The organism is Kitasatospora sp. NPDC127067 (genome assembly GCF_042724755.1).
GTDB lineage: Bacteria > Actinomycetota > Actinomycetes > Streptomycetales > Streptomycetaceae > Kitasatospora > Kitasatospora lactacystinica.
Window position 1 is genome coordinate 1 of record NZ_JBHXEM010000020.1, and the last position, 24,095, is coordinate 24,095.

25 protein-coding genes are annotated in these 24,095 nt (G+C 73.0%); 13 read left to right on the top strand and 12 right to left on the bottom strand.

Annotation, left to right across the window (positions count from 1 at the left end; translation table 11 throughout):
• Positions 1 to 176: 176 nt before the first annotated feature.
• The 6 genes from ACFWJ4_RS11320 to ACFWJ4_RS11345 all read right to left on the bottom strand — a co-directional run bounded on the left by ACFWJ4_RS11320 (position 177) and on the right by ACFWJ4_RS11345 (position 6,125).
• Complete coding sequence (locus ACFWJ4_RS11320) at positions 177 to 1,124, bottom strand: beta-ketoacyl-ACP synthase III (RefSeq protein ID WP_380542063.1); 948 nt, start codon at positions 1,122 to 1,124, stop codon at positions 177 to 179.
• Between the two features lie 122 nt (positions 1,125 to 1,246).
• Entirely contained in the window at positions 1,247 to 2,563 is a 1,317-nt protein-coding gene (locus ACFWJ4_RS11325) for a L,D-transpeptidase family protein (protein ID WP_380542066.1), read from the bottom strand.
• Between the two features lie 127 nt (positions 2,564 to 2,690).
• Entirely contained in the window at positions 2,691 to 3,854 is a 1,164-nt protein-coding gene (gene mqnE / locus ACFWJ4_RS11330; RefSeq protein WP_380542069.1) for an aminofutalosine synthase MqnE, read from the bottom strand.
• 52 nt (positions 3,855 to 3,906) lie between these two features.
• A complete protein-coding gene (locus ACFWJ4_RS11335) occupies positions 3,907 to 4,869 on the bottom strand; it encodes a threonine/serine dehydratase (RefSeq protein ID WP_359902870.1) in 963 nt (320 codons plus the stop codon).
• A gap of 3 nt (positions 4,870 to 4,872) precedes the next feature.
• Complete coding sequence (locus ACFWJ4_RS11340; RefSeq protein ID WP_030055719.1) at positions 4,873 to 5,331, bottom strand: Lrp/AsnC family transcriptional regulator; 459 nt, start codon at positions 5,329 to 5,331, stop codon at positions 4,873 to 4,875.
• Positions 5,332 to 5,450: 119 nt separating this feature from the next.
• Positions 5,451 to 6,125 carry a UbiX family flavin prenyltransferase gene (locus tag ACFWJ4_RS11345; RefSeq protein ID WP_380542072.1) on the bottom strand — a complete coding sequence of 225 codons (675 nt, stop codon included), beginning with the start codon at positions 6,123 to 6,125 and terminating at the stop codon, positions 5,451 to 5,453.
• 91 nt (positions 6,126 to 6,216) lie between these two features.
• On the opposite strand from ACFWJ4_RS11345, the gene ACFWJ4_RS11350 reads away from it, so the two are divergent.
• From ACFWJ4_RS11350 to ACFWJ4_RS11370, 5 genes are all read left to right on the top strand, one after another.
• Entirely contained in the window at positions 6,217 to 6,960 is a 744-nt protein-coding gene (locus ACFWJ4_RS11350; protein WP_359902864.1) for a cyclase family protein, read from the top strand.
• A 67-nt stretch (positions 6,961 to 7,027) separates the two neighbouring features.
• Positions 7,028 to 7,744 (top strand): MOSC domain-containing protein, encoded by a 717-nt coding sequence (locus tag ACFWJ4_RS11355; RefSeq protein WP_380542075.1) that lies wholly within the window; start codon positions 7,028 to 7,030, stop codon positions 7,742 to 7,744.
• Between the two features lie 154 nt (positions 7,745 to 7,898).
• Positions 7,899 to 8,246 carry a GntR family transcriptional regulator gene (locus ACFWJ4_RS11360; protein ID WP_380351318.1) on the top strand — a complete coding sequence of 116 codons (348 nt, stop codon included), beginning with the start codon at positions 7,899 to 7,901 and terminating at the stop codon, positions 8,244 to 8,246.
• Entirely contained in the window at positions 8,243 to 9,127 is an 885-nt protein-coding gene (locus ACFWJ4_RS11365; RefSeq protein ID WP_380542078.1) for an ABC transporter ATP-binding protein, read from the top strand. Before ACFWJ4_RS11360 ends, ACFWJ4_RS11365 begins: the two co-directional genes overlap by 4 nt.
• Positions 9,124 to 10,116 (top strand): ABC transporter permease subunit, encoded by a 993-nt coding sequence (locus tag ACFWJ4_RS11370; protein WP_380542080.1) that lies wholly within the window; start codon positions 9,124 to 9,126, stop codon positions 10,114 to 10,116. Before ACFWJ4_RS11365 ends, ACFWJ4_RS11370 begins: the two co-directional genes overlap by 4 nt.
• 46 nt (positions 10,117 to 10,162) lie before the next feature.
• On the opposite strand, the gene ACFWJ4_RS11375 is transcribed toward ACFWJ4_RS11370, so the two are convergent.
• Positions 10,163 to 10,981 carry a TetR/AcrR family transcriptional regulator gene (locus ACFWJ4_RS11375; RefSeq protein ID WP_380542083.1) on the bottom strand — a complete coding sequence of 273 codons (819 nt, stop codon included), beginning with the start codon at positions 10,979 to 10,981 and terminating at the stop codon, positions 10,163 to 10,165.
• Between the two features lie 101 nt (positions 10,982 to 11,082).
• On the opposite strand from ACFWJ4_RS11375, the gene ACFWJ4_RS11380 reads away from it, so the two are divergent.
• The 3 genes from ACFWJ4_RS11380 to ACFWJ4_RS11390 all read left to right on the top strand — a co-directional run bounded on the left by ACFWJ4_RS11380 (position 11,083) and on the right by ACFWJ4_RS11390 (position 14,121).
• On the top strand, positions 11,083 to 12,309 hold the full coding sequence (locus tag ACFWJ4_RS11380; RefSeq protein WP_380542086.1) for an FAD-dependent oxidoreductase: 1,227 nt from the start codon (positions 11,083 to 11,085) through the stop codon (positions 12,307 to 12,309).
• 129 nt (positions 12,310 to 12,438) lie between these two features.
• The gene (locus ACFWJ4_RS11385; protein ID WP_380542089.1) at positions 12,439 to 13,194 is read left to right on the top strand and encodes an alpha/beta fold hydrolase; all 756 of its coding nucleotides are present in this window, start codon (positions 12,439 to 12,441) and stop codon (positions 13,192 to 13,194) included.
• A gap of 132 nt (positions 13,195 to 13,326) precedes the next feature.
• The gene (locus tag ACFWJ4_RS11390) at positions 13,327 to 14,121 is read left to right on the top strand and encodes a hypothetical protein (protein WP_380542092.1); all 795 of its coding nucleotides are present in this window, start codon (positions 13,327 to 13,329) and stop codon (positions 14,119 to 14,121) included.
• Positions 14,122 to 14,184: 63 nt separating this feature from the next.
• On the opposite strand, the gene mqnP is transcribed toward ACFWJ4_RS11390, so the two are convergent.
• Together mqnP and ACFWJ4_RS11400 are read right to left on the bottom strand one after the other, a co-directional pair.
• On the bottom strand, positions 14,185 to 15,081 hold the full coding sequence (mqnP, locus tag ACFWJ4_RS11395) for a menaquinone biosynthesis prenyltransferase MqnP (RefSeq protein WP_359902838.1): 897 nt from the start codon (positions 15,079 to 15,081) through the stop codon (positions 14,185 to 14,187).
• On the bottom strand, positions 15,078 to 16,535 hold the full coding sequence (locus ACFWJ4_RS11400; protein ID WP_359902835.1) for a menaquinone biosynthesis decarboxylase: 1,458 nt from the start codon (positions 16,533 to 16,535) through the stop codon (positions 15,078 to 15,080). Before ACFWJ4_RS11400 ends, mqnP begins: the two co-directional genes overlap by 4 nt.
• Before the next feature lie 92 nt (positions 16,536 to 16,627).
• Here ACFWJ4_RS11400 and ACFWJ4_RS11405 point away from each other — a divergent pair, with 92 nt between their 5' ends.
• From ACFWJ4_RS11405 to ACFWJ4_RS11420, 4 genes are all read left to right on the top strand, one after another.
• On the top strand, positions 16,628 to 17,050 hold the full coding sequence (locus ACFWJ4_RS11405) for a PLD nuclease N-terminal domain-containing protein (protein WP_380351296.1): 423 nt from the start codon (positions 16,628 to 16,630) through the stop codon (positions 17,048 to 17,050).
• A gap of 452 nt (positions 17,051 to 17,502) precedes the next feature.
• Positions 17,503 to 19,104 carry an acyl-CoA carboxylase subunit beta gene (locus ACFWJ4_RS11410; protein WP_359902830.1) on the top strand — a complete coding sequence of 534 codons (1,602 nt, stop codon included), beginning with the start codon at positions 17,503 to 17,505 and terminating at the stop codon, positions 19,102 to 19,104.
• 104 nt (positions 19,105 to 19,208) lie between these two features.
• Complete coding sequence (locus ACFWJ4_RS11415; protein WP_359902827.1) at positions 19,209 to 19,418, top strand: acyl-CoA carboxylase epsilon subunit; 210 nt, start codon at positions 19,209 to 19,211, stop codon at positions 19,416 to 19,418.
• Between the two features lie 221 nt (positions 19,419 to 19,639).
• A complete protein-coding gene (locus ACFWJ4_RS11420; protein ID WP_380542096.1) occupies positions 19,640 to 20,251 on the top strand; it encodes a ScbR family autoregulator-binding transcription factor in 612 nt (203 codons plus the stop codon).
• Positions 20,252 to 20,311: 60 nt separating this feature from the next.
• Here ACFWJ4_RS11420 and ACFWJ4_RS11425 read toward each other — a convergent pair whose 3' ends face one another.
• Positions 20,312 to 20,956: a ScbR family autoregulator-binding transcription factor gene (locus ACFWJ4_RS11425; protein ID WP_380542099.1), complete on the bottom strand. Its 645-nt coding sequence runs from the start codon at positions 20,954 to 20,956 to the stop codon at positions 20,312 to 20,314.
• Between the two features lie 349 nt (positions 20,957 to 21,305).
• Between ACFWJ4_RS11425 and ACFWJ4_RS11430 the strand changes: the two genes are divergently transcribed.
• Positions 21,306 to 22,415 carry a ScbA/BarX family gamma-butyrolactone biosynthesis protein gene (locus tag ACFWJ4_RS11430; RefSeq protein ID WP_380542102.1) on the top strand — a complete coding sequence of 370 codons (1,110 nt, stop codon included), beginning with the start codon at positions 21,306 to 21,308 and terminating at the stop codon, positions 22,413 to 22,415.
• A 25-nt stretch (positions 22,416 to 22,440) separates the two neighbouring features.
• Here ACFWJ4_RS11430 and ACFWJ4_RS11435 read toward each other — a convergent pair whose 3' ends face one another.
• The gene (locus tag ACFWJ4_RS11435; RefSeq protein ID WP_380542105.1) at positions 22,441 to 22,827 is read right to left on the bottom strand and encodes a hypothetical protein; all 387 of its coding nucleotides are present in this window, start codon (positions 22,825 to 22,827) and stop codon (positions 22,441 to 22,443) included.
• 138 nt (positions 22,828 to 22,965) lie between these two features.
• The gene (ccsB, locus tag ACFWJ4_RS11440) at positions 22,966 to 24,093 is read right to left on the bottom strand and encodes a c-type cytochrome biogenesis protein CcsB (RefSeq protein WP_380542108.1); all 1,128 of its coding nucleotides are present in this window, start codon (positions 24,091 to 24,093) and stop codon (positions 22,966 to 22,968) included.
• Positions 24,094 to 24,095 lie beyond the last annotated feature (2 nt).

A 24,095-nucleotide genomic window follows, 5' to 3' on the forward strand; every position in this document is an offset into this window, starting at 1 on the left:
CCCGCCCCCAACCCAGCCGGGGGGGGGCCCCCCGGGCCCGGGGGCCCCCCCCACCGGCATGTCCGGGGTTCGGACGGGGTGCGACCCCGGGACGGCGCCGTGCTGCCGTTCCGGGGCCCTTGCGGAGCCGTTCAGGGGGCCGTGCGGCGCCGTTCGGCGGCCGTGCGGCCGTGGGGTCAGGGGCAGCGCACGACCTGGCCGGCGTAGGCCAGGCCCCCGCCGAAGCCGAAGAGCAGGACCGGGTCGCCGGGCGAGAGCTCGCCGCGCTCGACCAGCTTGGAGAAGGCCAGCGGGATGGAGGCGGCCGAGGTGTTGCCCGAGTGGACCACGTCCCGGGCCACCACCGCGTCCTCGCCGAGCCCCAGCTTGCGGGCGATCGTGTCGATGATCCGCAGGTTGGCCTGGTGCGGGACGAAGCCCTTCAGCTCGGACGGGTCGATCCCGGCCCGCTCGCAGGCCTGGCGGGCCAGCGGGGCGAGCTGGGTGGTGGCCCAGCGGAAGACCGCCTGGCCCTGCTGGCTGATCACCGGGTCCCAGCCGGTGATCACCACGGCGTCGCCCCGCTCCGGCTCGGAGCCCCAGACCACCGGCCCGATGCCGGGCTCGCCGCCCTCCTCCTGGGCCTCGATCACCGCGGCGCCGGCGCCGTCGCCGAAGATCACGCAGGTGGAGCGGTCGGTCCAGTCGAGCGTGTCGGACATCCGCTCGGCGCCGATCACCAGGGCGCGGCGGGCCGAGCCGGCCCGGATCGCGTGGTCGGCGGTGGCCAGGGCGTACGAGAAGCCGGAGCAGACCGTGTTGATGTCGTACGCGGCGGGCGAGCGCACGCCCAGCCGGGCGGCCACCGCGGCGGCGGTGTTGGGGCTGCGCTCGATCGCGGTGCAGGTGGCGACCACGACGAGGTCGATCTCCGCGGCGGTCCGGCCGCTGTTGGCGAGGGCCTTCTGCGCGGCCTCGGTGGCGAGGTCGACCAGGCTCTCCTCCTCGGCGATGTGCCGGGTGCGGATGCCCACACGGGTGCGGATCCACTCGTCGTCGGTGTCGACGAGCCCCGCCAGGTCGGCGTTGGAGAGGACCTTGGGGGGCTGGTAGTGCCCGAGTGCCACAATGCGAGAACCGCTCATACTGCCATGGAACCGGGTTACCCGCTGGTCAGCATGGTATGACCGGCGACAGGATCCGCCCCCTCGATCTGTAGGAGGTGGACAAGGGGCCTTGGGGGGCCCGGGTTCCGCGTACGCCGAGGTCAGGCGGCCAGCGCGGCGGTGTCGCCCATCACGATGACCGGGTGGGCCGCCGGGTCCAGGGTGCGGATCAGCTGGGCCATCTTGTCCTCGGGGATCGACACGCAGCCGTGGGTCGGGCCGTCGTGGTCCACGTGGAGCCAGATGCCGCCGCCCTTCTTGGAGCCCATCGGGCGGCGCGTGTCGAGCGGGGAGTTGCCGGCGACGCGGTTGTAGTTGATCGCGACCACGTAGTCGAAGGAGCCGGCCAGCTGGTCCCCGAAGAAGCCCGTGCCGGAGACCACGAAGCTCGGGTCCTTGTCGTACGGGAGCTTGCTGCCCGGGTCCGCCTTGCGGCCGCCCGCGTCGGTGAGGTTGAACACGCCGATCGGGCTGCGCAGGTCGCCCTCGTTGTGGTCGGTGGTCCAGCCGTTCTTGCCGTTGTGGCCCTGCCAGGTCTCGCCGGCCAGCCAGCGGCCCTCGGAGGTGCGGGTCCAGAGGGTGACGGCGTTCTTGTCGGTGTTCTTGTCCTGGCCGGAGGCGACCACGACCTGGGTGGTCTCGGCGGGTATCTGCGCGGTGAACTTCGCGCCGAGGCCGGGTATCGCGGCGACCGAGCCGTCCGTACGGGTCTGGCTGCGGTCGGCGGCCGGGGCCGCGGCCTGCCGGTCGGAGGCGGCCTGGGCGGCCGCGGGGGCCGGGCCCGGCTGGTCGGGCTTGCTGACGCCCTCCGGGCCGGGGCCGTCGGCGGCGGTGATGCCGGGCTTGGCGCCGTCCTGGCCGACGGCGTACCAGCCGGCGGTGGCGGCGACCAGCAGCGCGGTGCCGGCCATCACGGCCTTGCCGTGACGTTTCTGCTTGGCCTTGCGCCGCCGTCCCCGCGCGGCCGTCCGGCCACCCGCCACGGGCGCGGCGGCGAGCACCACGGGCGCGGCCTCGTAGCGGGCCTCGGACGCGGCCTCGTAGCGGGCCTCGGGCGCGGGTTCGTGGACGGGCTCGTAGCGGGCCTCGGACGCGGCCTCGTGAACGGGCTCGGCCCGGTAGACGGACTCGGCCTCGTAGCCGGGCTCGGCCGGGTACTGGACGGGCTCGGCCTCGTAGCCGGGCTCGGCCGGGTACTGGACGGGTTCGGCCTCGTACGGCTGGAACGGCTGCCGGTACGCCTCGTAGTACCCGTCAGGGGCCTGCTCGTACGGCTGGTACTGGCCGTGGTAGGCGTCCTGCTGAACCGGCTGCTGGTACGGCTGGAAGCTCTCGTACTGCTGCTGCGGCATCAGGTCGACCGGCTCCTGCGTCGGCTGGTGCGGCGGGTACGCGGTGGCGCGATCAGAACCGGACATGCCGTCGATCCTGCCAAACGCCGTACCCGTTGGTAAACCCGGGCCCCGTGCGGAGGCCGTGAAGACAACCGCCGCCCGGGCCGACGGACGGCCGGGGCGGCGGAGGACTTCGAGGACCGGAACGGGGTCAGAGGCGCATCGCCTGCGGGGACTCACGGCGCATCGGGTCCGGGCCGTCGTACTCGCGGATGACCTCGTAGCGGGTGTTGCGCTCCACCGGGCGGAAGCCCGCGTCGCGGATCAGCCCGAGCAGGTCGTCGCGGCCGAGCTTGTTCGGGGTGCCGAAGTTGTCCGCGTCGTGGGTGATCTTGTACTCGACCACCGAGCCGTCCATGTCGTCCGCGCCGTGGCTGAGCGCCAGCTGGGCGGTGGCGACGCCGTGCATCACCCAGAAGACCTTGACGTGCGGGACGTTGTCGAAGAGCAGCCGGGAGACCGCGAAGGTCTTCAGCGCCTCGGCGCCGGTGGCCATCTCGGTGCGGGCCATCAGCTTGTTGCGCACGACGCCGTCCTTGGAGTCGTGGAAGTCGTGCTGGTAGCGCAGCGGGATGAAGACCTGGAAGCCGCCGGTCTCGTCCTGGAGCTCGCGCAGCCGCAGCACGTGGTCCACCCGGTGGCGGGGCTCCTCGATGTGGCCGTACAGCATGGTGGCCGGCGTCTTGAGGCCCTTGCTGTGCGCGAGGCGGTGGATCCGCGACCAGTCCTCCCAGTGGGTGTCGTGGTCGACGATGTGCTGGCGGACCTCCCAGTCGAAGATCTCCGCGCCGCCGCCGGTCAGCGACTCCAGGCCGGCGTCGATCAGCTCGTCCATGATCTCGTCGGCGGACAGGCCGCTGATCTTCTCGAACCAGTGGATCTCGGTGGCGGTGAAGGCCTTCAGCGAGACGTTCGGCAGCGCCGCCTTCAGCTCCCGCAGCGAGCGCGGGTAGTAGCGCCACGGCAGGGTCGGGTGCAGGCCGTTCACGATGTGCAGCTCGGTGAGGGAGTCGACCTCCATCGCCTTGGCGAGGCGGACGGCCTCCTCGATGCGCATCGTGTACGCGTCCTTCTCGCCCGGCTTGCGCTGGAACGAGCAGTACGCGCAGGACGCGTTGCACACGTTGGTCATGTTGAGGTGGCGGTTGACGTTGAAGTGGACGACGTCGCCGTTCTTCCGCGTCCGCACGTGGTGGGCCAGCCCGCCCAGCCAGGCCAGGTCGTCGCTCTCGTAGAGCGCGATCCCGTCCTCGCGGGTCAGCCGCTCACCCGCGTAGACCTTCGCCTCCAGCTCGCGCTTGAGCCCTGCGTCCATGCGGTGACCCGCCTCCTCCGACATTCGATTCCTTGCCGGAATGAGCGTACGCCTATGCCGAGAGCAGCTCGGCGAGCAGTGTCGGGTCGATGTTGCCGCCGCTGACCACGGCCGCCACCGCCTGGCCCCCGGTCTCGGCGGCGCGGTGGAAGTAGGCGGCCGGGGCGACCGCCCCGGAGGGCTCGGCGACCAGCCGGCCGCGGCGGGCCAGCACGGCCACGGTGGCGCGGATCTCGTCCTCGGTGACGGTGACGATGTCGTCCACGTAGGCGGTGACGTGCTCGAACGGCAGCACGCCGAGCGACGGGGTGCGCAGCCCGTCCGCGATGGTCCGGTAGGTGTCGGCGACCGGCCACTCGACCCGGCGGCCGGCCCGCAGGCTGGCCCGGGCGTCGGCGGCCAGCTCGGGCTCCACGCCGATCACCCGGATGCCGGGGCGGGTGAGCTTGAGCGCGGCCGCCGTCCCGCCGATCAGGCCGCCGCCGCTGACCGGCACCAGGACGGTGTCCAGCTCGGCCGGGGCGTCCTCGGCGATCTCCAGGCCGACCGTGCCCTGGCCCGCGATGATGAACGGGTCGTCGTACGGCGGGACCCAGACGTAGCCGTGCTTCCCGGCCAGCTCGGCGGGCAGGGTGTCCCGCTCCTCCGGCGCGACCAGGATCACCTCGGCGCCGAACGAGCGGGTGGCCTCCACCTTCACCGCGGGCGAGGTGTCCGGCATCACGATCACGGCCTTGATGCCGAGCGTCCGGGCCGCGTACGCCACCGCCTGCGCGTGGTTGCCGCTGGACTGGGCGACCACGCCCCGGGCGCGCTCGTCCTCGGTGAGCGCGGCCAGCCGGTTGTAGGCGCCGCGGGTCTTGAACGCCCCGGTCGGCTGGAGGTTCTCGGGCTTCAGCCAGAGCCGCCGTTCCCCCTCGGCCGCCCAGGGGGCGGGAACCAGTGGGGTGCGCACGGCGACCCCCGCGATCCGCTGCCGAGCCGCCCGCAGCTCCTCCAGACCGACCAGCGCCATGCGTCACTCTCCTACAGGAGGAAGTTCACTCACCCGGTTTTCCCACTTCGTGGAGAGTACGACGGTGGTGCGGGTCCGGGCCACGCCCTTCGTGCCCGAGATCCGCTTGACCACCGATTCCAGGCCGGCCACGTCGGCCACCCGGACCTTCAGCATGTACGAGTCGTCACCGGCGATGAACCAGCAGTCCTCGACCTCGTTGAGGTCCTTCAGCCGGAACGCCACGTCCTCGTGGTCCGCGGCGTCGGTGAGCTGAAGGCCGATCAGGGCCGTCACGCCGAAGCCGAGCGAGGCCGGGTTGACCGTCGCCCGGTAGCCGGTGATGACCCCGGCCTGCTCCAGGCGGTTGATCCGGTCCGTGACGCTCGGGCCGGAGAGCCCGACCAGGCGGCCCAACTCGGCGTAGGACGCGCGGCCGTTCTCCCGGAGCGCCTGGATGAGCTGTCTGTCCACCGTGTCCATATACCGTCCGCGTCCTTCCGAACCTCGCCAGACCCACAGATCATTATCCGGATTCAAAGGCGCCCTGCGCCGACCGACCCGGATATCGCAGAGAAGATACTCTCCCGCCCCCGGTCTCCTTACTCCCCCTCAGCCGGAGCGCCGTCGCCGCCGGCCGTCCTGCGGGCGGCCGCGCCCAACTCCCCTTCCCAGCGCAGGTACAGGGAATGCGGCACGTCGACGGCGTCCAGCACCCGTCCGGCCACGAAATCCACGAGCTCGCGCACGGTGGAGCCGCCGGCGTAGAAACCGGGCGAAGCGGGCAGGACGACCGCCCCCTGCGCGTCGAGCTCCACCAGGTGCTTCAACGTCACCCCGTTGAGTGGTGTCTCGCGCACGCAGACGACGAGCGGGCGGCGCTCCTTGAGGGTGACGCTGGCCACGCGCTGCAGCAGGTCCTTGCTCAGGCCGAGCGCGATCCCGGCCACCGCGCCGGTGGTCGCGGGCACCACGAGCATGCCCTTGGCCGGGTAGGAGCCGCTGGACGGGCCGGCCGCGAAGTCCCCGGCGGGCCAGTAGCGGACGTCGTACAGGCCCCGGTCGCTCCCGAGCCAGGCGGCCAGGTCGGCGCGCCAGTGGGCGTCCCGGAAGGAGATGCCGGTCTCGTCCAGGATGGTGAGCCGGGCGGCGCGGCTGACGATCAGGTCCACCGCCTCGCCGGCGGCCAGCAGCGCGCGGATCACCGAGGCCGCGTACGGCGTCCCCGACGCGCCCGAGACCCCGACCACCCACGGCTGACGCTTCGCAGTTCCCATGGGGCAATTCTGACCCGCCTCGACCTGCGTGTTCGGCCCGGGCCGGCCGGGAGGGGGTCCAGGAGCCCCGACCCCTGGAAGGATGGGCCGCATGGCAGCGACCCTCGTCGACCTCACCCATCAGGTGACCACCGCGATGCCCGTCTACCCCGGCGACCCGGCCGTCCTGCTGGAGCCCGCGCTCACCACCGCCACCGCCGGGGTGAACGTGCTGGCCCTGCACCTCGGCTCGCAGTCCGGGACGCACGTGGACGCGCCGTACCACGTGGACGTCACCTGGCCGACCCTGGACGGGCTGCCGCTGGAGCGGTTCACCGGCCCGGCCGTGGTCGCCGACCTGCGCGGACTGGAGCCCCGGACGGCCGTCACCCCCGAGTTGCTGGCGCCCGCGCTGGAGCGGGCCGCCGAGGGGACCGTCCTGCTGCTGGCCACCGGCTGGGCCCGGCACTGGGGCACCGACGCCTACCTCGCCCACCCCAGCCTGACCCCCGCCGCCGCCGAGGCGATCGTCGCCGCCGGGGTGCGGACGGTCGGGGTGGACGCGCTCAGCGTCGACCCGACCCCCGACCCGGGCCCGGGCGATCCCACGGTGGCCGCCCTGCTCGCCGACCTCACCGACGAGCACGACCACGGCACCGCCGAGGAACCGACGCTGGCCGCCCACCGGGTGCTGCTGGGGGCGTCCGGCGGCGGGGTGATCGCCGAGAACCTGACCGACCTGCGGCCGCTGCTGGCGGCCCAGGAGGCCGGCCTGCCGGTGGAGGTCTCGCTGTTCCCGCTGCGGCTGGTCGCGGCGGACGGCGCACCCGTGCGGGCGGTGGCCCGGCTGGGCTGAACCGGCGAGTGGACTCCCGGGACTTGGTCTAGACCATCCCCCGTCAACGCCAGTACGCTTTCCGGCCATGGCTGAGATCATCGGAGTGATCGAGCGACTCTGGCGCTACCCCGTGAAGTCCACCGGCGGCGAGCGGCTCGACTCCGTCGAGGTGGACGGACGCGGCCTGGCCGGCGACCGCCTCTACGCCGTCCGCGACACGGCCGGGAAGCTCGGCTCGGGCAAGAACACCCGCCGCTTCCGCCGGATGGACGGCCTGCTCCGCCTCTCCGCCCGACTCGGCCACCGGATCGACGGCCCCGAACTGTTCGATCCGCTCGGCCGCCCGGTCGACCGGCCGAACGCCTTCCTGCGCGCCTACCTCCAGCGCGAGGACGTCGAACTCGCCCGCGAGGACGCCGTGTCGCACTTCGACCGGCTGCCGGTCAGCGTGCTCAGCACCGCCACCCTGGACTGGGTCCGCGAGGCCGTCCCCTTCGCCGTGATCGACGAGCGCCGGTTCCGCCCCAACATCGTACTGCGCACCCCGCCCGGCACCCCGCCGTTCGTCGAGGACGCCTGGCTCGGCCGCCAGGCGTCCGGCGAGGCCCCCGGCAGTGCCCGGCTCTCCTTCGTCGCCTCCAGCGAGCGCTGCGCGATGACGGGTGCCTCGCAGCCCGGACTTCCGCACGCACCCGAGATCCTCAAGGCCGTCGTGCACGCCCACGACGGGCGGCTGGACGCGCTCGCCGAGGTCGCCGCCCCGGGTCGCCTGCGGGTCGGCGACCGGCTGCTCCTGGGCTGATCACGGCCTTTCGCGTACAACCTACTGTTCGTCAACACCTTTCTCCGATTGACGACTTGACCTTCGCTCGCCCATCCTGTCTTACTGTCATAAGACAGGAGAACAACTAGTGATCGAGTTCGTCCTCGACAGCCGCTCGCGGGTCGCCACCTACATGCAACTCGTGCTCCAGGTGAAGCAGGCCCTGCGGGTCGGACTGGCCCGGCCCGGCGACCAACTGCCGAAGGTCCGCGAGGTGGCGCGCACCCTGGCGATCAACCCCAACACCGTCCTCAAGGCCTACCGGGAACTGGAGTTGGAGGGGCTCGCCGAGGGCCGGCCCGGCGTGGGGACCTTCCTGGTCGGCACGCTGGCCGGCCCCGCGCTGGCCAACCAGGCCGAGTTGCGCGAGGACCTGGTGGCCTGGCTGCGCAAGGCCGAGACCGCCGGACTCGCCCACGAGGACATCGCCGCGCTGATCGACACCACGATGCGGGCAACACTCAACAGGGGGAAGACATGACGGAAGTCGCGCTGGAAGCACGCGAATTGGGCAAGCGGTACGGCAAGGCCTGGGCACTGGAGGGCTGCTCGCTGCAGCTCCCGGCCGGACGGATCGCCGCACTGGTCGGCCCGAACGGGGCGGGCAAGTCCACCCTGCTGCACCTGGCCGTCGGACTGCTCGAACCGGACGCCGGCGAGGTCCGGGTGTTCGGCCGCGACCCCCGGCAGGGCGTCGCGGCGCTGGCCGGGATCGGATTCGTCGCCCAGGACACCCCGCTCTACCCGGACTTCACCGGGGACGAGCTGATCACCATGGGCGGCAAGCTCAACCGACGCTGGGAGGCCGCCCCCGCCCGCGACCGGCTGACCCGCCTCGGCATCCCCCTCGACAAGCCGGTCGGCCGGCTGTCCGGCGGCCAACGCGCCCAGGTGGCCCTGGCACTGGCGCTCGCCAAGCAGCCCCGACTGCTGCTGCTGGACGAGCCGGTCGCCGCCCTCGACCCCCTGGCCCGGCACGCGTTCATGCAGGAACTGATGGGCGCCGTCGCCGAGAGCGGCACCACCGTGCTGCTCTCCTCGCACCTGCTCGCCGACCTGGAACGGGTCTGCGACCACCTGGTCGTCCTGAACACCGCACAGGTCCAACTGACGGGTGCGGTGGACGACTTGCTCGCCGAGCACTGCCGGATCACCGGCCCCCGGACCGACACGGAGTCCGTACCGGGAGTGGCCGCCGTCATCCAGGCCAGCCACACCGAGCGCCAGTCCACCCTGCTGGTGCGCACCGACGGGCCGGTGGACGAGAACGTCTGGACCGTCCACCCGGTGACCCTGGAGGACCTCGTCCTCGCCTACCTGGGCGCGGGCGACACCCGGTTCTCCCCGGAGGTGGCGGCATGACCTGGCTGATCTGGCGCCAGCACCGCAAGCAACTGTTCTGGACGCTCGCCGCGCTGGCCGCGCTGGCCGCCGTGATGGTGCCCACCGGCCTCGCGATGCGCGGCGCCCTCGACCGCAGCGGCCTCGGCTCCTGCCTCGCCAAGCTCGGCCACGAGAGCCTGCTGACCGGGGCCGGCGGCTGCGAGGGCCTCAACCAGCGCTTCCAGAACCAGTACGGCGGACTCCTCTACGTCGCCGTCCTGTTCGTCCTGCTGCCGGTGCTGGTCGGACTGTTCTTCGGCGCGCCGCTGGTCGCCCGCGAGGTGGAGAACGGCACCCACCGCCTGGTGTGGACCCAGGGGATCAGCCGGCGGCACTGGGTGCTCGCCAAGTTCGGCCTGGTGGGCGGCGCCGCGGTGCTGCTCGCGGTCGCGTACGCGCTGGGCGTGGCCTGGTGGTTCGGCCCCTTCGCGGCCACCGGCCAGGGCCGGCTGGGCTACCTGAGCTTCGACGTCCAGGGCGTCGCCCCGATCGCGTACACCCTGTTCGCGGTGGCGCTCGGTGTGTACACCGGCACGGCGGCCCGCAAGGTGCTGCCCGCGATGGGGATCTCGCTCGCCGCGTTCGCCGCGGTGCGCGTCCTGGTCGAGACGGCGGTCCGCCCGTACCTCCTCCCGGCGAAGACGGCCACGTACGCGGCGGAGAGCGGACTGCTCCCCAACCGCTACGCCGGGGACTGGGTCTTCGACCAGGTGGTGCGCAACGGCGCCGGCGAGACCGTGCTGCACGACGGGCAGATCGGCTGCCCGCCGGCCACGGACCCGGGGGCCGCCGACTGCGCCAGGAACATGGCCGAGCACGGCTTCGGCGCCGGGCCGTACACCAACGCGATGGAGTACCAGCCCGCCGACCGGTACTGGACCTTCCAGGGGATCGAGTCGGGGCTGTTCCTCGCCCTGACCGCGCTGCTGGTGTTCCTCGCGGTGCGGCGGATCCGGCGGATCTCCTAGGCGGGTTGGGCCGGGTGGCCGCGGACCGGGCGCCGCGGCCCGCCGATCACGGCCCCCCTCGGGCGGCGTCGCCGTCGCTCCCGGATGCTGCCGCGGGGACGGCGACCGCCCGCAGGTAGGCGTCGACGAAGATGTCGACGATCTCGTCCATCGAGGGCAGCCCGGCCCCCAGGGCGGGCTCCAGCACCGGCCGCATCAGGACGTGGTTGAGCAGCGGGCCGAGCAGCAGCTGGATCAGCACCGGGGTGGGCAGCGGTCTCAGCCGGCCGGCCCGCACGTGCGGCCGCAGCAGCCGGTCGAGGCTGTCGAGCGTCCGCGGCAGGTTGGCGGCCACCACCCGGGCGGCGGGGCCGTCCGGCCGGCCGAGCAGGTCGGCGAAGACCGCCGGGACGATCCGCGGCTCGTGCGCGAAGGCCGCGACGAAGGTGGCGTGCAGCGCCCGGACGGTGTCCTCCAGGCGCTCCGGCGGGTCGGCGGCGAGGGCCTCCAGGCCGGGCAGCGCGGAGTGCCGCTCGAAGACGGCGGCGAGCAGGCCGTCCCGCCCCTCGAAGACGGTGTGCAGGCTGGGCAGTGAGCAGTCCGCCCGGTCCGCCACCGCGTCCAGGGTGACCCCGGCCAGGCCCCGCTCGGCCACCAGCAGCGCCGCCGCCTCGATCGCGCGCTCGCGCACCGGCGGCCGTCCGCCCGGGTCGACCCCCGCCTCCCGGACCGCCTCGTCCAGTGCGGCCCGGGAGCCGCCGAGCCGGCGCAGCAGCGTGCTGCGGGAGATCCCGGCCGTCGTGGCGATCGCCGTCAGCGGGACGTCCGCGACGTCCTGGCCCCGCTCCTTCGCCGCCGTGAGGGCGGCCGTCACCAGCTCCTTCATGTGGAGCATCGTACTACTTGACATCTGGAACGGTTCCAGAGACTCTGTAAAGGCAGGTTCCACACGGACAGTGATCGATCGAGCACTGAAAGGGGAGAGCCATGAGCGTCGTGATCTCCGGGGGCGGGCCGGCCGGAATGATGCTGGGTCTGCTGCTGGCACGCGCCGGCGTCGAGGTGACCGTGCTGGAGAAGCACCGGGACTTCCTGCGCGACTTCCGCGGCGACACCGTCCACGCCTCCACCGTGCGACTGATGGACGAACTCGGCCTCGGCCGGAAGTTCGCCGCCCTGCCGCAGAGCCGCCTCGGCAACCTGATCGTCCGGACGCCCGACGCCGGCCCCGTCGCACTGAGCGCCTACGAGCGGCTGCGGCCCCCGTACAACTACATCGCCATGATCCCGCAGTGGGACCTGCTGAACTTCCTGGTCGAGGAGGCCGGGCGGGAACCCGCCTTCACCCTGCGGATGAACACCGAGGCGACCGGCCTGCTCCGGGACGGCGCCGGCCGGGTGACCGGCGTCCGGTACCGCACCCGGGACGGCGAGGAGGGCGAGCTCCACGCCGACCTCACCGTCGCCGCCGACGGCCGGCACTCCACCCTGCGCCGGGCGGCCGGCCTGGTGCCCGAGGAGTTCCCGGTGCCCTTCGACACCTGGTGGTTCCGGCTGCCCCGGCACACCCACGAGCAGGCCCTGCCGCCCAGCCTCGTCCCCGGCTTCGGCCACGGCGACCTGGCGTTGAGCTTCGCCCGGGCCGACTACTTCCAGATCGCCTACTTCCGCGCCAAGGGCGCCGACCCGCAGCTGCGCGCCGAGGGCATCGAACGGTTCCGCGCCCGGATCGCCGAACTGCTGCCCCAGTACGCCGACCGGGTCGACCGGCTGGCCGGCCTCGACGACGTCCACCTGCTCGACGTCAGGCTCAACCGGCTGAACCGCTGGCACCGGGACGGGCTGCTGCTGATCGGCGACGCCGCCCACGCGATGTCCCCGGCCGGTGGGGTGGGCATCAACCTCGCGATCCAGGACGCCGTCGCGGCCGCCACCCTGCTCGCCGGACCGCTGCGGCGCGGACGCCCGACCGTGGCGGCCCTGGCCCGGGTCCAGCACCGCCGGTGGCGGCCGACCGTGATCATGCAGGCGGTGCAGCAGGTCCTGCACCACGTGATGTTCGAGCCGGTCCTCACCGGCCGGCAGGCCGGCCCGCCCACCCGGCTGGTGCGGCTCGCCCGGTACGTTCCCGGCTTCCCGCTGCTGCTGTCCCGCCTGATCGCCTTCGGCCCGCTCCCCGAGCACGCCCCGGCCTTCGCCCGGCGCGACGCCTGAGTTCACTCGACCGGGTGAGACCCACGGTGCGGGGCGCCGCCCGGCACCAGGACCTCTCGGCGAGCAGCGGCCGCCCGCCCCCGCGCACCGTCCGTTCGGGCGGGCGGTTCGCGGGGAACGACCGTTGGCATGACGATCCCTCACCGCTCGACCGGCACCGGCGACCACCACGTCCTGGTCCTGCACGACTGGTTCGGCACCAGCGAGGGCTGGGGCCCGTTCCTCGACTACCTCGACGGCGACGCCTTCAGCTACGCCTTCCTCGACTACCGCGGCTACGGGCAGCGCAAGGACGTCCCCGGCGCGTACACCCTCGCCGAGATCGCCTCCGACGCGCTCGCCCTGGCCGACCAGCTCGGCTGGGACCGCTTCTCGCTGGTGGGCCACTCGATGGGCGGCAAGGCGGCCCAGCAGGTGCTCGCCGAGGCGCCGCTGCGGGTGCGCAAGCTGGTCGGCCTGGCCCCGGTGCCGGCCGGGGCGTACCCCCTGGACGAAGCGGGCGAGGCGCTGTTCTACGGCGCCGCCGAGGACCGGGAGAAGCGCTTCGCCATCCTGGACCTGGTCACCGGACAGCGGGCCGGCCGGGTCTGGCTCGACCGCATGGTCGACCAGTCCCTGCGGCTGTCCACCCCGGAGGCCTTCGGCGGCTACGTCCGCGACTGGGCGACGGCCGACCTCCAGCGCCGGATCGACGGCAACCCGGTGCCGGTCAAGGTGATCGTCGGCGAGCACGACCTCGCCCTCACCGCCGAGGTGATGCGCGGCACCTTCCTCTCCCACTACCCCAACGCCGAGCTGGAGGAGCTCGGCGGCAGCGGGCACTACCCGATGTACGAGGCCCCGGTGGCCCTGGCGGTGTCGCTGGAGGGCTTCCTGCACAACTGAGCCCGGCCCGGCGCACCGGGTCGGCGCGCCCCCGGGTGGACGCGCCGGGTGAACGCGCCGGGTAGACGCTGACGCATGGACCCTAGACCCGCACGCATTGGGCGTCTCATCCTTCTCGCTTACGTTCGATGCATGACAGATGAGCGAGTTGACGGCACGTCCCGGGCCCTGGTGATCGGCGTCTCCGGGGCGGTCGGACGGCACGTCGGGCTGCAGCTCGCGGCCTCCGGAGTACGGGTGCGGACGCTGCCCCCGCGGGACCTGCTCGCCCCGGTGTCGCTGGAGGCGGCGGTGCGGGGCGCCGGGGCCGTCCTGCTGGGGTGGCCGTTCCCGACGGCGGACGGGGCCACGGAGGCGGTGGGCGTGCTGGCCCGGGAGGTCGGGCGGGTGGTGCTCCTGTCGCCGGCCGGACCCGGCCGGCCGGCGGGCGGGGTCGAGGCGCTGCTCACCGGCAGCGGGGTGCGGCACACGGTGCTGCGGGCGCACGGCTTCGCCGCCGCGCTGCAGTGGGCGGAGGAGATCAGGGCCGGGGGCGTGGTGCGGGGCTACGGCGGCGCGGCCGGGCTGAACCCGGTGGACGAGCGGGACATCGCGGCGGTCGCCGTCCGCACCCTGGTCGAGGACGGCCACGACGGGGCCCGGTACGTCCTCACCGGCCCGGAGTCACCCACCCAGGCGGAGCAGGTGGAGATCATCGGCGCGGCCGCGGGCCGCCCGGCCGCCTGGCAGGAGGTCCCCCGCGAGACCGCCCGCCGCCGGCTGTCCGCCACCGGCCGGGCCCCCGCCGCCGTCGACGGCGCCCTGGACCTCGTGCACGCCCGCCTCTCCGCCCCCGAACCGGCCACCACCACGGTCCGGGACGTCACCGGCCACCCCGCCCGCAGCTTCCACGCCTGGGCGACGGACCACGCCGCCCTGTTCCGCTGAACCGCCCCCGCCCGGCCCGGCGGTTCAGTAACGCCGGTACGCGTCGCGGCGGTTGCCCGGGTGTCAGATCCCGAGGCCGCGGACGGCCAGGTCCACCAGGGCGAAGAAGAACAGCGAGATCCCCACGAAGCTGTTGGTCTGGAAGAACGCCCGGTTGAGCTTGGACAGGTCGTTCGGCTTCACGATGGTGTGCTCGTAGACGAACGCGCCCGCGACGACCACGAGGCCGAGCCAGAAGGCCACGCCGGCGTCCGTCAGGAACCCGAACCAGCCCAGCAGGAGGGTGGTCAGGAGGTGGCACACCCGCGCGCCGCGGATGGCCGCCGGGACGCCGTAGCGCGCGGGCACCGAGCGGACCCCGTTCTCGCGGTCGGACTCGACGTCCTGGCAGGCGTAGATCAGGTCGAAGCCGCCGATCCAGATGCCGACCGCCACACCGAGGACGACCGCGTCCCAGGACCAACTGCCCGTCACCGCCAGCCAGGCGCCGACCGGCCCCATCGCCTGGGCCAGGCCGAGGATCGCCTGCGGGAAGTTCGTGAACCGCTTGCCGTACGGGTAGACCACCATCGGCACCACGGCGATCGGCGCGAGCGCCAGGCAGAGCGGGTTGAGCATCGCGGCCGCGCCGAGGAAGACCACCAGCGCGACGGCCGAGCCGACGTACGCGGTCTTCAACGACACCGCGCCGGTGACGAGTTCGCGCGTGGCGGTGCGCGGGTTCCGGGCGTCGATCTCGCGGTCGATGATCCGGTTCGCCGCCATGGCGAAGGTCCGCAGCCCGACCATGCAGACCGTGACGACGAACAGTTCGCCCCAGTGCACCCGCCCGTCGGCGAGGAACATGGCCGTCAGCGCGGCGATGTACGCGAACGGGAGCGCGAAGACCGAGTGCTCGAACGCCACCAGGCGCAGGAACGCCTTGGTGCGCCCGGGGGTCTCGGCGGCGGCCGTGCTCACAGTCCGTACTCCTTCCAGCGGCGCGACACCAGCTCGGCCGTGGCCGGGTCCGAGGAGACCATCTCCGGCCAGCCGCCGTCGCGGGTGTAGCCCTCCTCGGGCAGCTTTCGGGTCGCGTCGATGCCGGCCTTGCCACCCCAGAACTGCTGGTACGAGGCGTGGTCCAGGTGGTCGACCGGGCCTTCGACCACGGTGAGGTCGCGGCTGTAGTCGACGTTGCCGAAGGCCCGCCAGGCGACTTCCTGGTAGTCGTGCACGTCGCAGTCGGAGTCCACCACGATGATCAGCTTGGTCAGCGACATCATGTGCGCGCCCCAGATCGCGTGCATCGTCTTCTGGGCGTGCTTGGGGTACTTCTTGTCGATCGAGACGATCACGCAGTTGTGGAAGCCGCCGGCCTCGGGCAGGTCGTAGTCGACGATGTCCGGGATGATGATCTTCAGCAGCGGCAGGAAGAACCGCTCGGTGAACTTGCCCAGCGGGCCGTCCTCCGTCGGCGGGCGGCCGACCACGATGGACTGGAGGATCGGGCGGCGGCGCATCGTCACGCAGTCGATCTTCAGCGCCGGGAACGGCTCCTGCGGGGTGTAGAAGCCGGTGTGGTCGCCGAACGGGCCCTCGGGCAGCATCTCGCCGGGCTCCAGCCAGCCCTCCACGACCACCTCGGCGTCGGCCGGGACCTGGAGCGGCACCGTCTTGCAGTCGACCATCCGGACCCGCTCCCCGGCGATGAAGCCCGCGAAGAGGTACTCGTCGATGTCCCCGGGAAGCGGCGCGGTGGCCGCGTAGGTGACGGCCGGCGGGCAGCCGAAGGCGATCGCGACCGGGAGGCGCTCGCCCCGCTTGGCCGCCACCGCGTAGTGGTTGCGGCTGTCCTTGTGGATCTGCCAGTGCATGCCGATGGTGCGGCGGTCGTGCCGCTGGAGCCGGTAGAGGCCCAGGTTGCGGATGCCGCTGTCCGGGTCCTTGGTGTGGGTCAGGCCCAGGTTGAAGAAGGACCCGCCGTCCAGCGGCCAGGTGAACAGGGCGGGCAGCGCGTCCAGGTCGACGTCGTCGCCGGTGAGCACGACCTCCTGCACCGGGGCGTCACCGGACTTCACGTGCCGGGGCGGGACGTGCGCCATCGAGGCGAGCTTGCCGAAGGCGTCCCGGAAGCCGGTGAAGCCCTGCGGCAGCTCGGGCTTGAGCAGGCCGGCGATCTTCTCGGAGATGTCGTCCGGGCCCTTGAGGCCGAGCGCCTTGGCCAGTCGCCGCTCGGTGCCGAAGACGTTCATCGCCAGCGGCATCGACGAGCCCTTGACGTTCTCGAAGAGCAGGGCCGGGCCCTTGGCCTTCTGCACCCGGTCGACGATCTCGCCGATCTCCAGGTGCGGGTCCACCTCCGCCTTGATGCGCTTGAGGTCGCCCTCGCGGTCGAGGGCCCGGAGAAACGAGCGGAGATCGTCGTATGCCATGCCTGTCAGTATCCGCCACCCGATAGCCTGGCCCGGTCAAGGGCCCCTGGAAGGCGCCCGCCGCTGTCGTCGCCCGGGGGGAGATCCCAGCCGTGCCGAGGATTCTTCTGACCATCGTCCTTCCGCTCGCGCTCTGGGTCTGGGCGTTCGTGGACTGCCTGACCACGCCCGAGGACGAGGTGAAACACCTGCCCAAGGTGGTCTGGGTGCTGATCGTGCTGCTCTTCCCGCCACTGGGCCCGATCGCCTGGCTGATCGCCGGCAAGCAGCGCGGCTTCCTGCGGACCGCGCCCGCCGGGGCCGGGCCGGGCTACCCGGCAGACGACCGCCCGGGCCGTCCCGCCCCGCGCGGCGGGCGCCCGCTGGCTCCGGACGACGACCCCGAGTTCCTCGCCTCGTTGAAGAAGAGCAACAAAGACCACGAGGACATGCTCAAGCAGTGGGAGGCCGACCTGCGCCGCCGCGAGCGCGAGCTGCGCGACGGCGACGAGCCCGAGGACGGCCGCAAGGGCTGATCGGCGCAGGTCCGCCCGCTCGCTCGGACAGCCCACCCCCACCGCGCGGGGTGGGCTGCGGCATTTTTGGCGCTTCCCTACGACTGCGCAACCCCTAACCCGGATGGCGCCCCCCTGCCCGCCGGGCTTGAGCGGACCTTGAGCGGGGCCCAAGAGGGCCGGCTTACATTACTGGAAGACGGCCCTGACCTGCGCCTTTCTTCATGCTCAGATCATCGGACCATCATCTGTCCGACAACCCCCGGTATCCAACCGAACACCGAGCGCTCAGTGACCGAACCGACAGCTTCTGTACAGGCCTGACAGCTAAACGAACCCGACCTTGTACGGAATCGACGCCGAAACCAGCGCGCGGCCCCTCGTACAGTCATAAGTGAAGAAAGTGATTCGCAGCCGGGGGCACAGCAGACGTTGGCTGTCGGACAGTTCCCTCACCCTTGGAGTGGTTCGAGATGACGGTTGTGCATGAGGCGCCGGTCGACGGCGAGGTCCCCGAGGTCCCGGCCGACGCCCGCGGGCGGGTCGCCGAGCTGCACGAGCTGCGCGAGAAGGTCCGCCGCGGCCCCAGCGACAAGGCCACCGAGGCCCAGCACGCCAAGGGCAAGCTGACCGCTCGCGAGCGCATCGAGCTGCTGCTGGACGAGGGCTCCTTCCAGGAGGTCGAGCCGCTGCGCCGGCACCGCGCCCAGGGCTTCGGCCTGGAGGCCAAGAAGCCGCACACCGACGGCGTGATCGTCGGCTGGGGCACCGTGCACGGGCGCACCGTCTTCACCTACGCGCACGACTTCCGGATCTTCGGCGGCGCGCTGGGCGAGGCCCACGCGCAGAAGATCCACAAGATCATGGACATGGCCATCGCGGCCGGCGCCCCGCTGGTCTCGCTGAACGACGGCGCCGGCGCCCGCATCCAGGAGGGCGTCACCGCCCTGGCCGGCTACGGCGGCATCTTCCAGCGCAACACCAAGGCCTCCGGCGTCATCCCGCAGATCTCGGTGATGCTCGGCCCGTGCGCCGGCGGCGCCGCGTACTCCCCCGCGCTGACCGACTTCGTCTTCATGGTCCGCGAGACCTCGCAGATGTTCATCACCGGCCCGGACGTGGTCCAGGCGGTGACCGGCGAGAAGATCACCCAGAACGGCCTCGGCGGTGCGGACGTGCACGCCGGCGTCTCCGGTGTCGCCCACTTCATCTACGACGACGAGCAGTCCTGCATCGAGGAGGTCCGCTACCTCCTGTCGCTGCTGCCGCAGAACAACCGCGAGATGCCGCCGTCCGTGATGAGCGAGGACCCGGTCGAGCGGCGCAACGACAGCCTGCTGGACCTGGTGCCCGCCGACGGCAACCGCCCGTACGACATGCGCAAGGTCATCGAGGAGATCGTCGACCACGGCGAGTACCTGGAGGTCCACGAGCGCTGGGCCACCAACGTGCTCTGCGTGCTCGCCCGGATCGACGGCCACGTCGTCGGCATCATCGCCAACCAGCCGCAGTCGCTGGCCGGCGTGCTGGACATCAACGCGAGCGAGAAGGCCGCCCGCTTCGTCCAGATGTGCGACGCCTTCAACATCCCGCTGGTCACCCTGCTCGACGTCCCCGGCTTCCTGCCCGGCGTCGACCAGGAGCACGGCGGCATCATCCGGCACGGCGCCAAGCTGCTGTACGCGTACTGCAACGCCACCGTGCCGCGCATCTCGCTGATCCTGCGCAAGGCCTACGGCGGCGCCTACATCGTCATGGACTCCCGCTCCATCGGCGCCGACCTGTCCTACGCCTGGCCCACCAACGAGATCGCCGTCATGGGCGCCGAGGGCGCGGCCAACGTCATCTTCCGGCGCGAGATCAACGCCGCCGAGGACCCGGACGCCATGCGCGCCCAGAAGATCAAGGAATACAAGAACGAGCTGATGCACCCGTACTACGCGGCCGAGCGCGGCCTCGTGGACGACGTCATCGACCCGGCCGAGACCCGCCAGGTGATCTCTTCCGCCCTGGCCATGCTCCGCACCAAGCACGCCGACCTGCCCAGCCGCAAGCACGGCAACCCGCCGATGTAGCGGCGCGCTCCGCCGCGCGTGCGCACCGCACGCGCCCCGCAGCAACCGCCCGTACGCACCGGGCACCCACCTCAGACCGCAGCCACCGGGGGAGAAACCAGGACATGACCGCTTCCGCCGAACCCCTCGTCCGCATCGTCCGCGGCAGTCTCACCGACGAGGAACTCGCCGCCCTGACCGCCGTCCTCGCCGCGCGCGCCGCCGCCGCGCAGCAGGCCGCCGCCGCCGCACCGATCGAGCCGATCGCCAACTGGCAGCGCCTGGAGCGCCGCCCGGCGTACTACTCGCCGTTCAGCTGGCAGCAGGCCGCCTGACGGCCCACGGCCCGAGCCGACGGCCGGTCACCCCGCCCGGGTGACCGGCCGTCCGGCATTGCCCCGGGGCCGCGCCGGAGCGGCCCCCGCCCGGTCGCCCGGGGCCGGAAGGGCCCGCGGAGGGCTCGGTAGGATGCCTACTGGACGGTATGCGTCCGCCGCCCCGTCCGCCCCCATAGGATCGGCCGCTGCCGAGACCAGAACACTCCAGGGAGGCTGCGATGGCCAGGCAGGCCCGCGCACTGGCGACCCGCCAGGCGGTACTCGTCGCCGCGGCCGAGGTGTTCGACGAGCGGGGCTACGCCGCCGCCACGATGTCCGAGATCCTGGACCGGGCCGGCGTCACCAAGGGCGCGCTGTACTTCCACTTCCACTCCAAGGAGGAGCTGGCGCTCGCCGTCATCGAGGGACAGGGCGTCTTCATCTCCGGCTGGACACCGGCCTCGGACAGCCCGGTGCAGAACCTGATCGACCTCGGCTACGCCTTCGCCCGCGCGCTCCAGACCGACCCGCTGGTGCGCGGCAGCATCCGGCTGACGATCGAGCACGGCAGCTTCACCCAGCCGCAGCTCGCGGCCTACCAGGGCTGGATGGACACGGTCCGCGAACTGCTGGAGCACGCCCGGGAGGCCGGCGACCTCCACCCGGGCGTCGACCTGACCGCGGCCGCCGGGGTGATCACCGGGGCCGTCACCGGCATCCAGCTGAGCTCCCAGGTGCTGGCCGACCGGCAGGACCTGGTCCAGCGGCTGTCCGACCTCTGGACGCTGCTGCTGCCCGGCCTGGTCCAGCCGCACGCGCTCGCCCGGCTGAGCGTCGCCGAGCGCGCCTGAGCCGCCGGGCTCGACCGGGCGCGACCGGGCCGCCGGGGCCGGGCGGCCACGGCGGCCGGATCAGACCCGGTAGCCCACCCGCCGCTCCGCCGCCACCAGGGCCGGCAGCGCCGCCGTCCAGAGCCTGCTCACGGCCTCCGGCCCGGGCCGGCCGGTCTCCTCGCCCGCGAGCAGCACCTGGCCGGCCGCCACCGCGGTGAGCAGTTCGGCGGCGGCCCGCCGGTCCACCCCGGGGCTCAGCTCGCCAGCCTCGGCGGCACGGTCCAGCAGCCGGTGCACGACGGCGGTGAGGCTGCGCCAGGCGACGTCGGGGGCCACCGGAACGGGCCGGCCCTCCGGCCCCTCCTGGGCACCGTCCCGGCGCGGCCCCGGCCGGCCGAGCCGGACGCCGGCCCGCACCACCACGTCCTCGCGCAGCATCCGGGCCAGCTCGTGCGTGAAGTCGATCAGGCCCTGGAGCGCCGGGCCGTCGGCCCGCAGCGCGCGCAGCGCGGCGGAGCCGACCTCCCGTCCGGAGGCGCAGCGCACCCCGTCGGCGAGGGCCTGCTTGGACACGAAGTGGAAGTAGAGGGCCCCCTTGCTCACCCCGGCCCGCCGGCTGATGTCGACCAGGCTGGCGGCCTCGAAGCCCACGCGCGCGAAGGTCTCCGCGGCGGCGAGCAGTACGGCCTGCCGGGTCCGCCCAGCCCGTTCCTGCTTGACCACTGGCCCCCTCCGGACTCGGCCGGGCGCGATCCCCGCCCCACCCGGCTGCTGTCGGCGCGGCCCCTGCGGAGGCGGCGCTCGCATGCGGACGGCACCCTCCGAAACCGCATGGTTGGTATCTAATCTAGCGCCTGCTTCGCCCCCGCCGTCCAGCGGGGACGGACCCCCATCGATGGTCCGGGACCCCCTCAACGGGTATTCCCCCAGCCCACGGGGCAGGTAGCGTGATCGGGCCGGAGAATGCGGCCCGGGCACCCCCAGTCGCAAAACACAAACCGGGTGGTATGTATGTTTTGCTCGGACGGCCGTGGCGGCCGCTCCGACCGACACCCTGAAGCGGGGGCCCGTCATGCCATCGATCGTAGAGCCGGACCCGCACGGCCCGAACGCCCGCCCCGGCCCGGGCAGCGGTGGCGGCTTCGACTTCCACGACGGCCCCGCGACCGGCTACGACTTCCACGACCGGACCGTCTCCCGGCACCTGGTGCACCGCGCCTCGGTGTCCGAGGTGTTCCTCACCGGCTGGCAGGCCACCGGCCCGTACGACTTCCTGCTCGGCGCCCAGTGGCCCCGGCTGCACGGCTTCTACCGGCTGCCCGGGGACCGCTACCACGACCCGGTGCTGCTCGCCGAAACGATCCGGCAGACCGGACTGCTGATCGGCCACGCCGGGTTCGGGGTGCCGCGCGGCCACCACTTCGTGATGGAGGACCTCTCCTACGCGCTCCACGAACCCGGACTGCCGGGCCTGGCCGTCACCGCCGGCCCCGCCTCGCTGATGCTGACCGTCGGCTGCGAGGACGTCCGGATGCGGCACGGCGAACTGGTCTCCCTACGGGTCCGCGTCGACGTCACCCGGGACGGCCGGCCGATCGGCCACGGCAGCGGCCGACTGCGGGTGCTCTCCCCCGCCTCGTACGCCCGGCTGCGCGGGCCCGCGAGGCGCACCGCCCCGCCGCTCCTGCCGGCGCCCGCCGCGCCCGAGCTGGTCGGCCGCGCGCAGCCCGCCGACGTGGTGCTCGGCCCGACCCTGGCCCCGGACACCTGGCTGCTGCGGGCCGACGCCACCCACCCGGTGCTGTTCGACCACGAGCTGGACCACGTGCCCGGCATGCTGGTGCTGGAGGCCGCCCGGCAGGCCGCCCAGCGGCTGCGCCACCCCGAACCGGTGGTGCCGGTCGAGCTGGTGACCTCCTTCGACCGCTACATCGAGCTGGACCGGCCCTGCTTCGTCCGGGCGGTCCCCGAACCGACCGCCGGGCCGGCCGCGGCGGACGGCCGGCTGGCGGTACGGGTCCAGCTGCTCCAGGACGGCCGGCCGGCCGCCGAGTGCCTGCTGCTCACCGCGCCCCTGGACGGGCCGGCCGAGGGCCCGAGGGTGCCGGCCCGGCGGGAGGCCTACGAGGGCCGCCCCGCCGCGCCGGGCCTCGGCGGCACCCGGCTGCCGCTGGCGAGCTGATCCCCCGACGGGCGGCTCGTCCCCGTCAGGCGGCCGCCAGTGCGGCCGGCCGGCCCGCGTGCATCACGCTGAGATTGGTCGCCAGCCGGACCGGGTCCTGGGCCAGCCACAGCCGCAGCGCCGCGCCCAGGGCGGCACTGGCCGACTCGACCCGGACGTCGGTGATCTGCGCGATCCGGGCCGCGCCCGGCACCAGCAGGTCGGCCAGCGCGGTCGGCAGCCAGACCGTCAGGGCGCACGGCGCGGGCATGGCCAGCGCCCCCAGCAGCCGGTAGGCGTCCCCCGGTGCGCTGAGCGTGGGGATGATGTCCAGCAGCGCGTCGGACACCACCTCGGACACGTCGCTCCGGTGTCCCTGGGCGAGCCTGCGGAGCAGCATGCGCTCGGCGGCGGTGATTCGGACGGTCAGCATGACCTCGTCGCACTCCATTGCGCGATTTCCTCCTCAATTCCCTCTCGCACCGACCGGCGGCCGGCACGCACTACCCCTGCACATCGGCCCGGCTACCTGTGGGAGAGAGCCGGGCCGGTGGGTCATCGTGTGCCCCGGTCAGATCCCCGCGTAGGAGTGCTTTCCGGTGACGAAGATGTTCACGCCGTAGTAGTTGAAGAGCCAGCAGGCGAACGCCGCCAGCGCCAGGTAGGCGGCCTTGCGGCCCTTCCAGCCGGCCGTCGCGCGGGCGTGCAGGTAGCAGGCGTAGGCGACCCAGGTGATGAACGACCAGGTCTCCTTCGGGTCCCACTCCCAGTACTTGCCCCAGGCCGCCTCGGCCCAGATCGCGCCCGCGATGATGGTGAAGGTCCACAGCGGGAAGACCAGGGCGTTGATCCGGTAGGACAGCTTGTCGAAGGTCGACGCGGCGGGCAGCCGGCGCCAGATCGAGGCCGAGGTGCCCAGCGGACCGGTGGTCAGGCCGGCCGCCATGCGCTTGTCGAAGGAGTCCTTGCCGAGGTACAGCAGCGTCGCGATGAACGCCGCGTAGAAGGCGCCGCCGCAGAAGATCGCGGTGGACACGTGGATCGCCAGCCACGGCGAGTGCAGCGCCGGGACGAGCTGCTCGGAGTCGGTGTACAGCACCGTGGTGGCGATGCCGAGGGTCAGCAGCCCCGCGAGGACGACCGGCAGGCCGAGCCAGCGGACGTTCTTCTTCGCGGCCAGCAGCACCAGGTACGCCGCCGTCATGGCGAAGGCGAAGGCGCAGGAGAACTCGTACATGTTGCCCCACGGCCAGCGCGAGACCGAGAGGCCGCGGGCGACGATCCCGCCCGCGTGCAGCGCCGCGCCGAGCACGGTGAGCGAGACGGCGATCCGGCCGGCCAGGTCGGCCCGCTCGTTGGTGCCGGCCGCGCCCGGGCCGTCCTCCTCCTCGACGCCGCGCCCGCTGGTGACCACCGTCGCGCCCTCGCCCGCGACCGCGGTGCGGGTGAGCGTGGTGGTGCCGCCGCCGGCCCCCGCCACGGTGACGGTGACCTTCCTGGCCTTCTTCTCGGCCGTGGCGACGCGCTCGCCGAGGGTGCCGGCCTGGACCTTCGAGCGGACGGCGACGGCGCCCTTGCTGCCGAAGGTCCACTCGATCATGTGGGCGAACATGGCGAGCGTGTAGACCACCATCGCCGAATAGATCAGCTTGTTGGAGAGGTCGGCCAGCTGTGGGTCGACCGCCGAGGCGAGTTGCACCG

Coding starts and splice junctions, on each gene's coding strand:
- ACFWJ4_RS11430 (WP_380542102.1), top strand. CDS start 21,306: ATGCCATCGATCGTAGAGCCGGACCCGCACGGCCCGAACGCCCGCCCC.
- ACFWJ4_RS11360 (WP_380351318.1), top strand. CDS start 7,899: ATGCAACTCGTGCTCCAGGTGAAGCAGGCCCTGCGGGTCGGACTGGCC.
- ACFWJ4_RS11385 (WP_380542089.1), top strand. CDS start 12,439: ATGACGATCCCTCACCGCTCGACCGGCACCGGCGACCACCACGTCCTG.
- ACFWJ4_RS11335 (WP_359902870.1), bottom strand. CDS start 4,869: ATGGCGCTGGTCGGTCTGGAGGAGCTGCGGGCGGCTCGGCAGCGGATC.
- ACFWJ4_RS11340 (WP_030055719.1), bottom strand. CDS start 5,331: ATGGACACGGTGGACAGACAGCTCATCCAGGCGCTCCGGGAGAACGGC.
- ACFWJ4_RS11415 (WP_359902827.1), top strand. CDS start 19,209: ATGACCGCTTCCGCCGAACCCCTCGTCCGCATCGTCCGCGGCAGTCTC.
- ACFWJ4_RS11370 (WP_380542080.1), top strand. CDS start 9,124: ATGACCTGGCTGATCTGGCGCCAGCACCGCAAGCAACTGTTCTGGACG.
- ACFWJ4_RS11350 (WP_359902864.1), top strand. CDS start 6,217: ATGGCAGCGACCCTCGTCGACCTCACCCATCAGGTGACCACCGCGATG.
- ACFWJ4_RS11345 (WP_380542072.1), bottom strand. CDS start 6,125: ATGGGAACTGCGAAGCGTCAGCCGTGGGTGGTCGGGGTCTCGGGCGCG.
- ACFWJ4_RS11365 (WP_380542078.1), top strand. CDS start 8,243: ATGACGGAAGTCGCGCTGGAAGCACGCGAATTGGGCAAGCGGTACGGC.
- ACFWJ4_RS11390 (WP_380542092.1), top strand. CDS start 13,327: ATGACAGATGAGCGAGTTGACGGCACGTCCCGGGCCCTGGTGATCGGC.
- ACFWJ4_RS11410 (WP_359902830.1), top strand. CDS start 17,503: ATGACGGTTGTGCATGAGGCGCCGGTCGACGGCGAGGTCCCCGAGGTC.
- ACFWJ4_RS11320 (WP_380542063.1), bottom strand. CDS start 1,124: ATGAGCGGTTCTCGCATTGTGGCACTCGGGCACTACCAGCCCCCCAAG.
- mqnE (WP_380542069.1), bottom strand. CDS start 3,854: ATGGACGCAGGGCTCAAGCGCGAGCTGGAGGCGAAGGTCTACGCGGGT.
- ACFWJ4_RS11435 (WP_380542105.1), bottom strand. CDS start 22,827: ATGCTGACCGTCCGAATCACCGCCGCCGAGCGCATGCTGCTCCGCAGG.
- ACFWJ4_RS11380 (WP_380542086.1), top strand. CDS start 11,083: ATGAGCGTCGTGATCTCCGGGGGCGGGCCGGCCGGAATGATGCTGGGT.
- ACFWJ4_RS11420 (WP_380542096.1), top strand. CDS start 19,640: ATGGCCAGGCAGGCCCGCGCACTGGCGACCCGCCAGGCGGTACTCGTC.
- ACFWJ4_RS11355 (WP_380542075.1), top strand. CDS start 7,028: ATGGCTGAGATCATCGGAGTGATCGAGCGACTCTGGCGCTACCCCGTG.
- ACFWJ4_RS11375 (WP_380542083.1), bottom strand. CDS start 10,981: ATGAAGGAGCTGGTGACGGCCGCCCTCACGGCGGCGAAGGAGCGGGGC.
- ACFWJ4_RS11325 (WP_380542066.1), bottom strand. CDS start 2,563: ATGTCCGGTTCTGATCGCGCCACCGCGTACCCGCCGCACCAGCCGACG.
- ACFWJ4_RS11400 (WP_359902835.1), bottom strand. CDS start 16,535: ATGGCATACGACGATCTCCGCTCGTTTCTCCGGGCCCTCGACCGCGAG.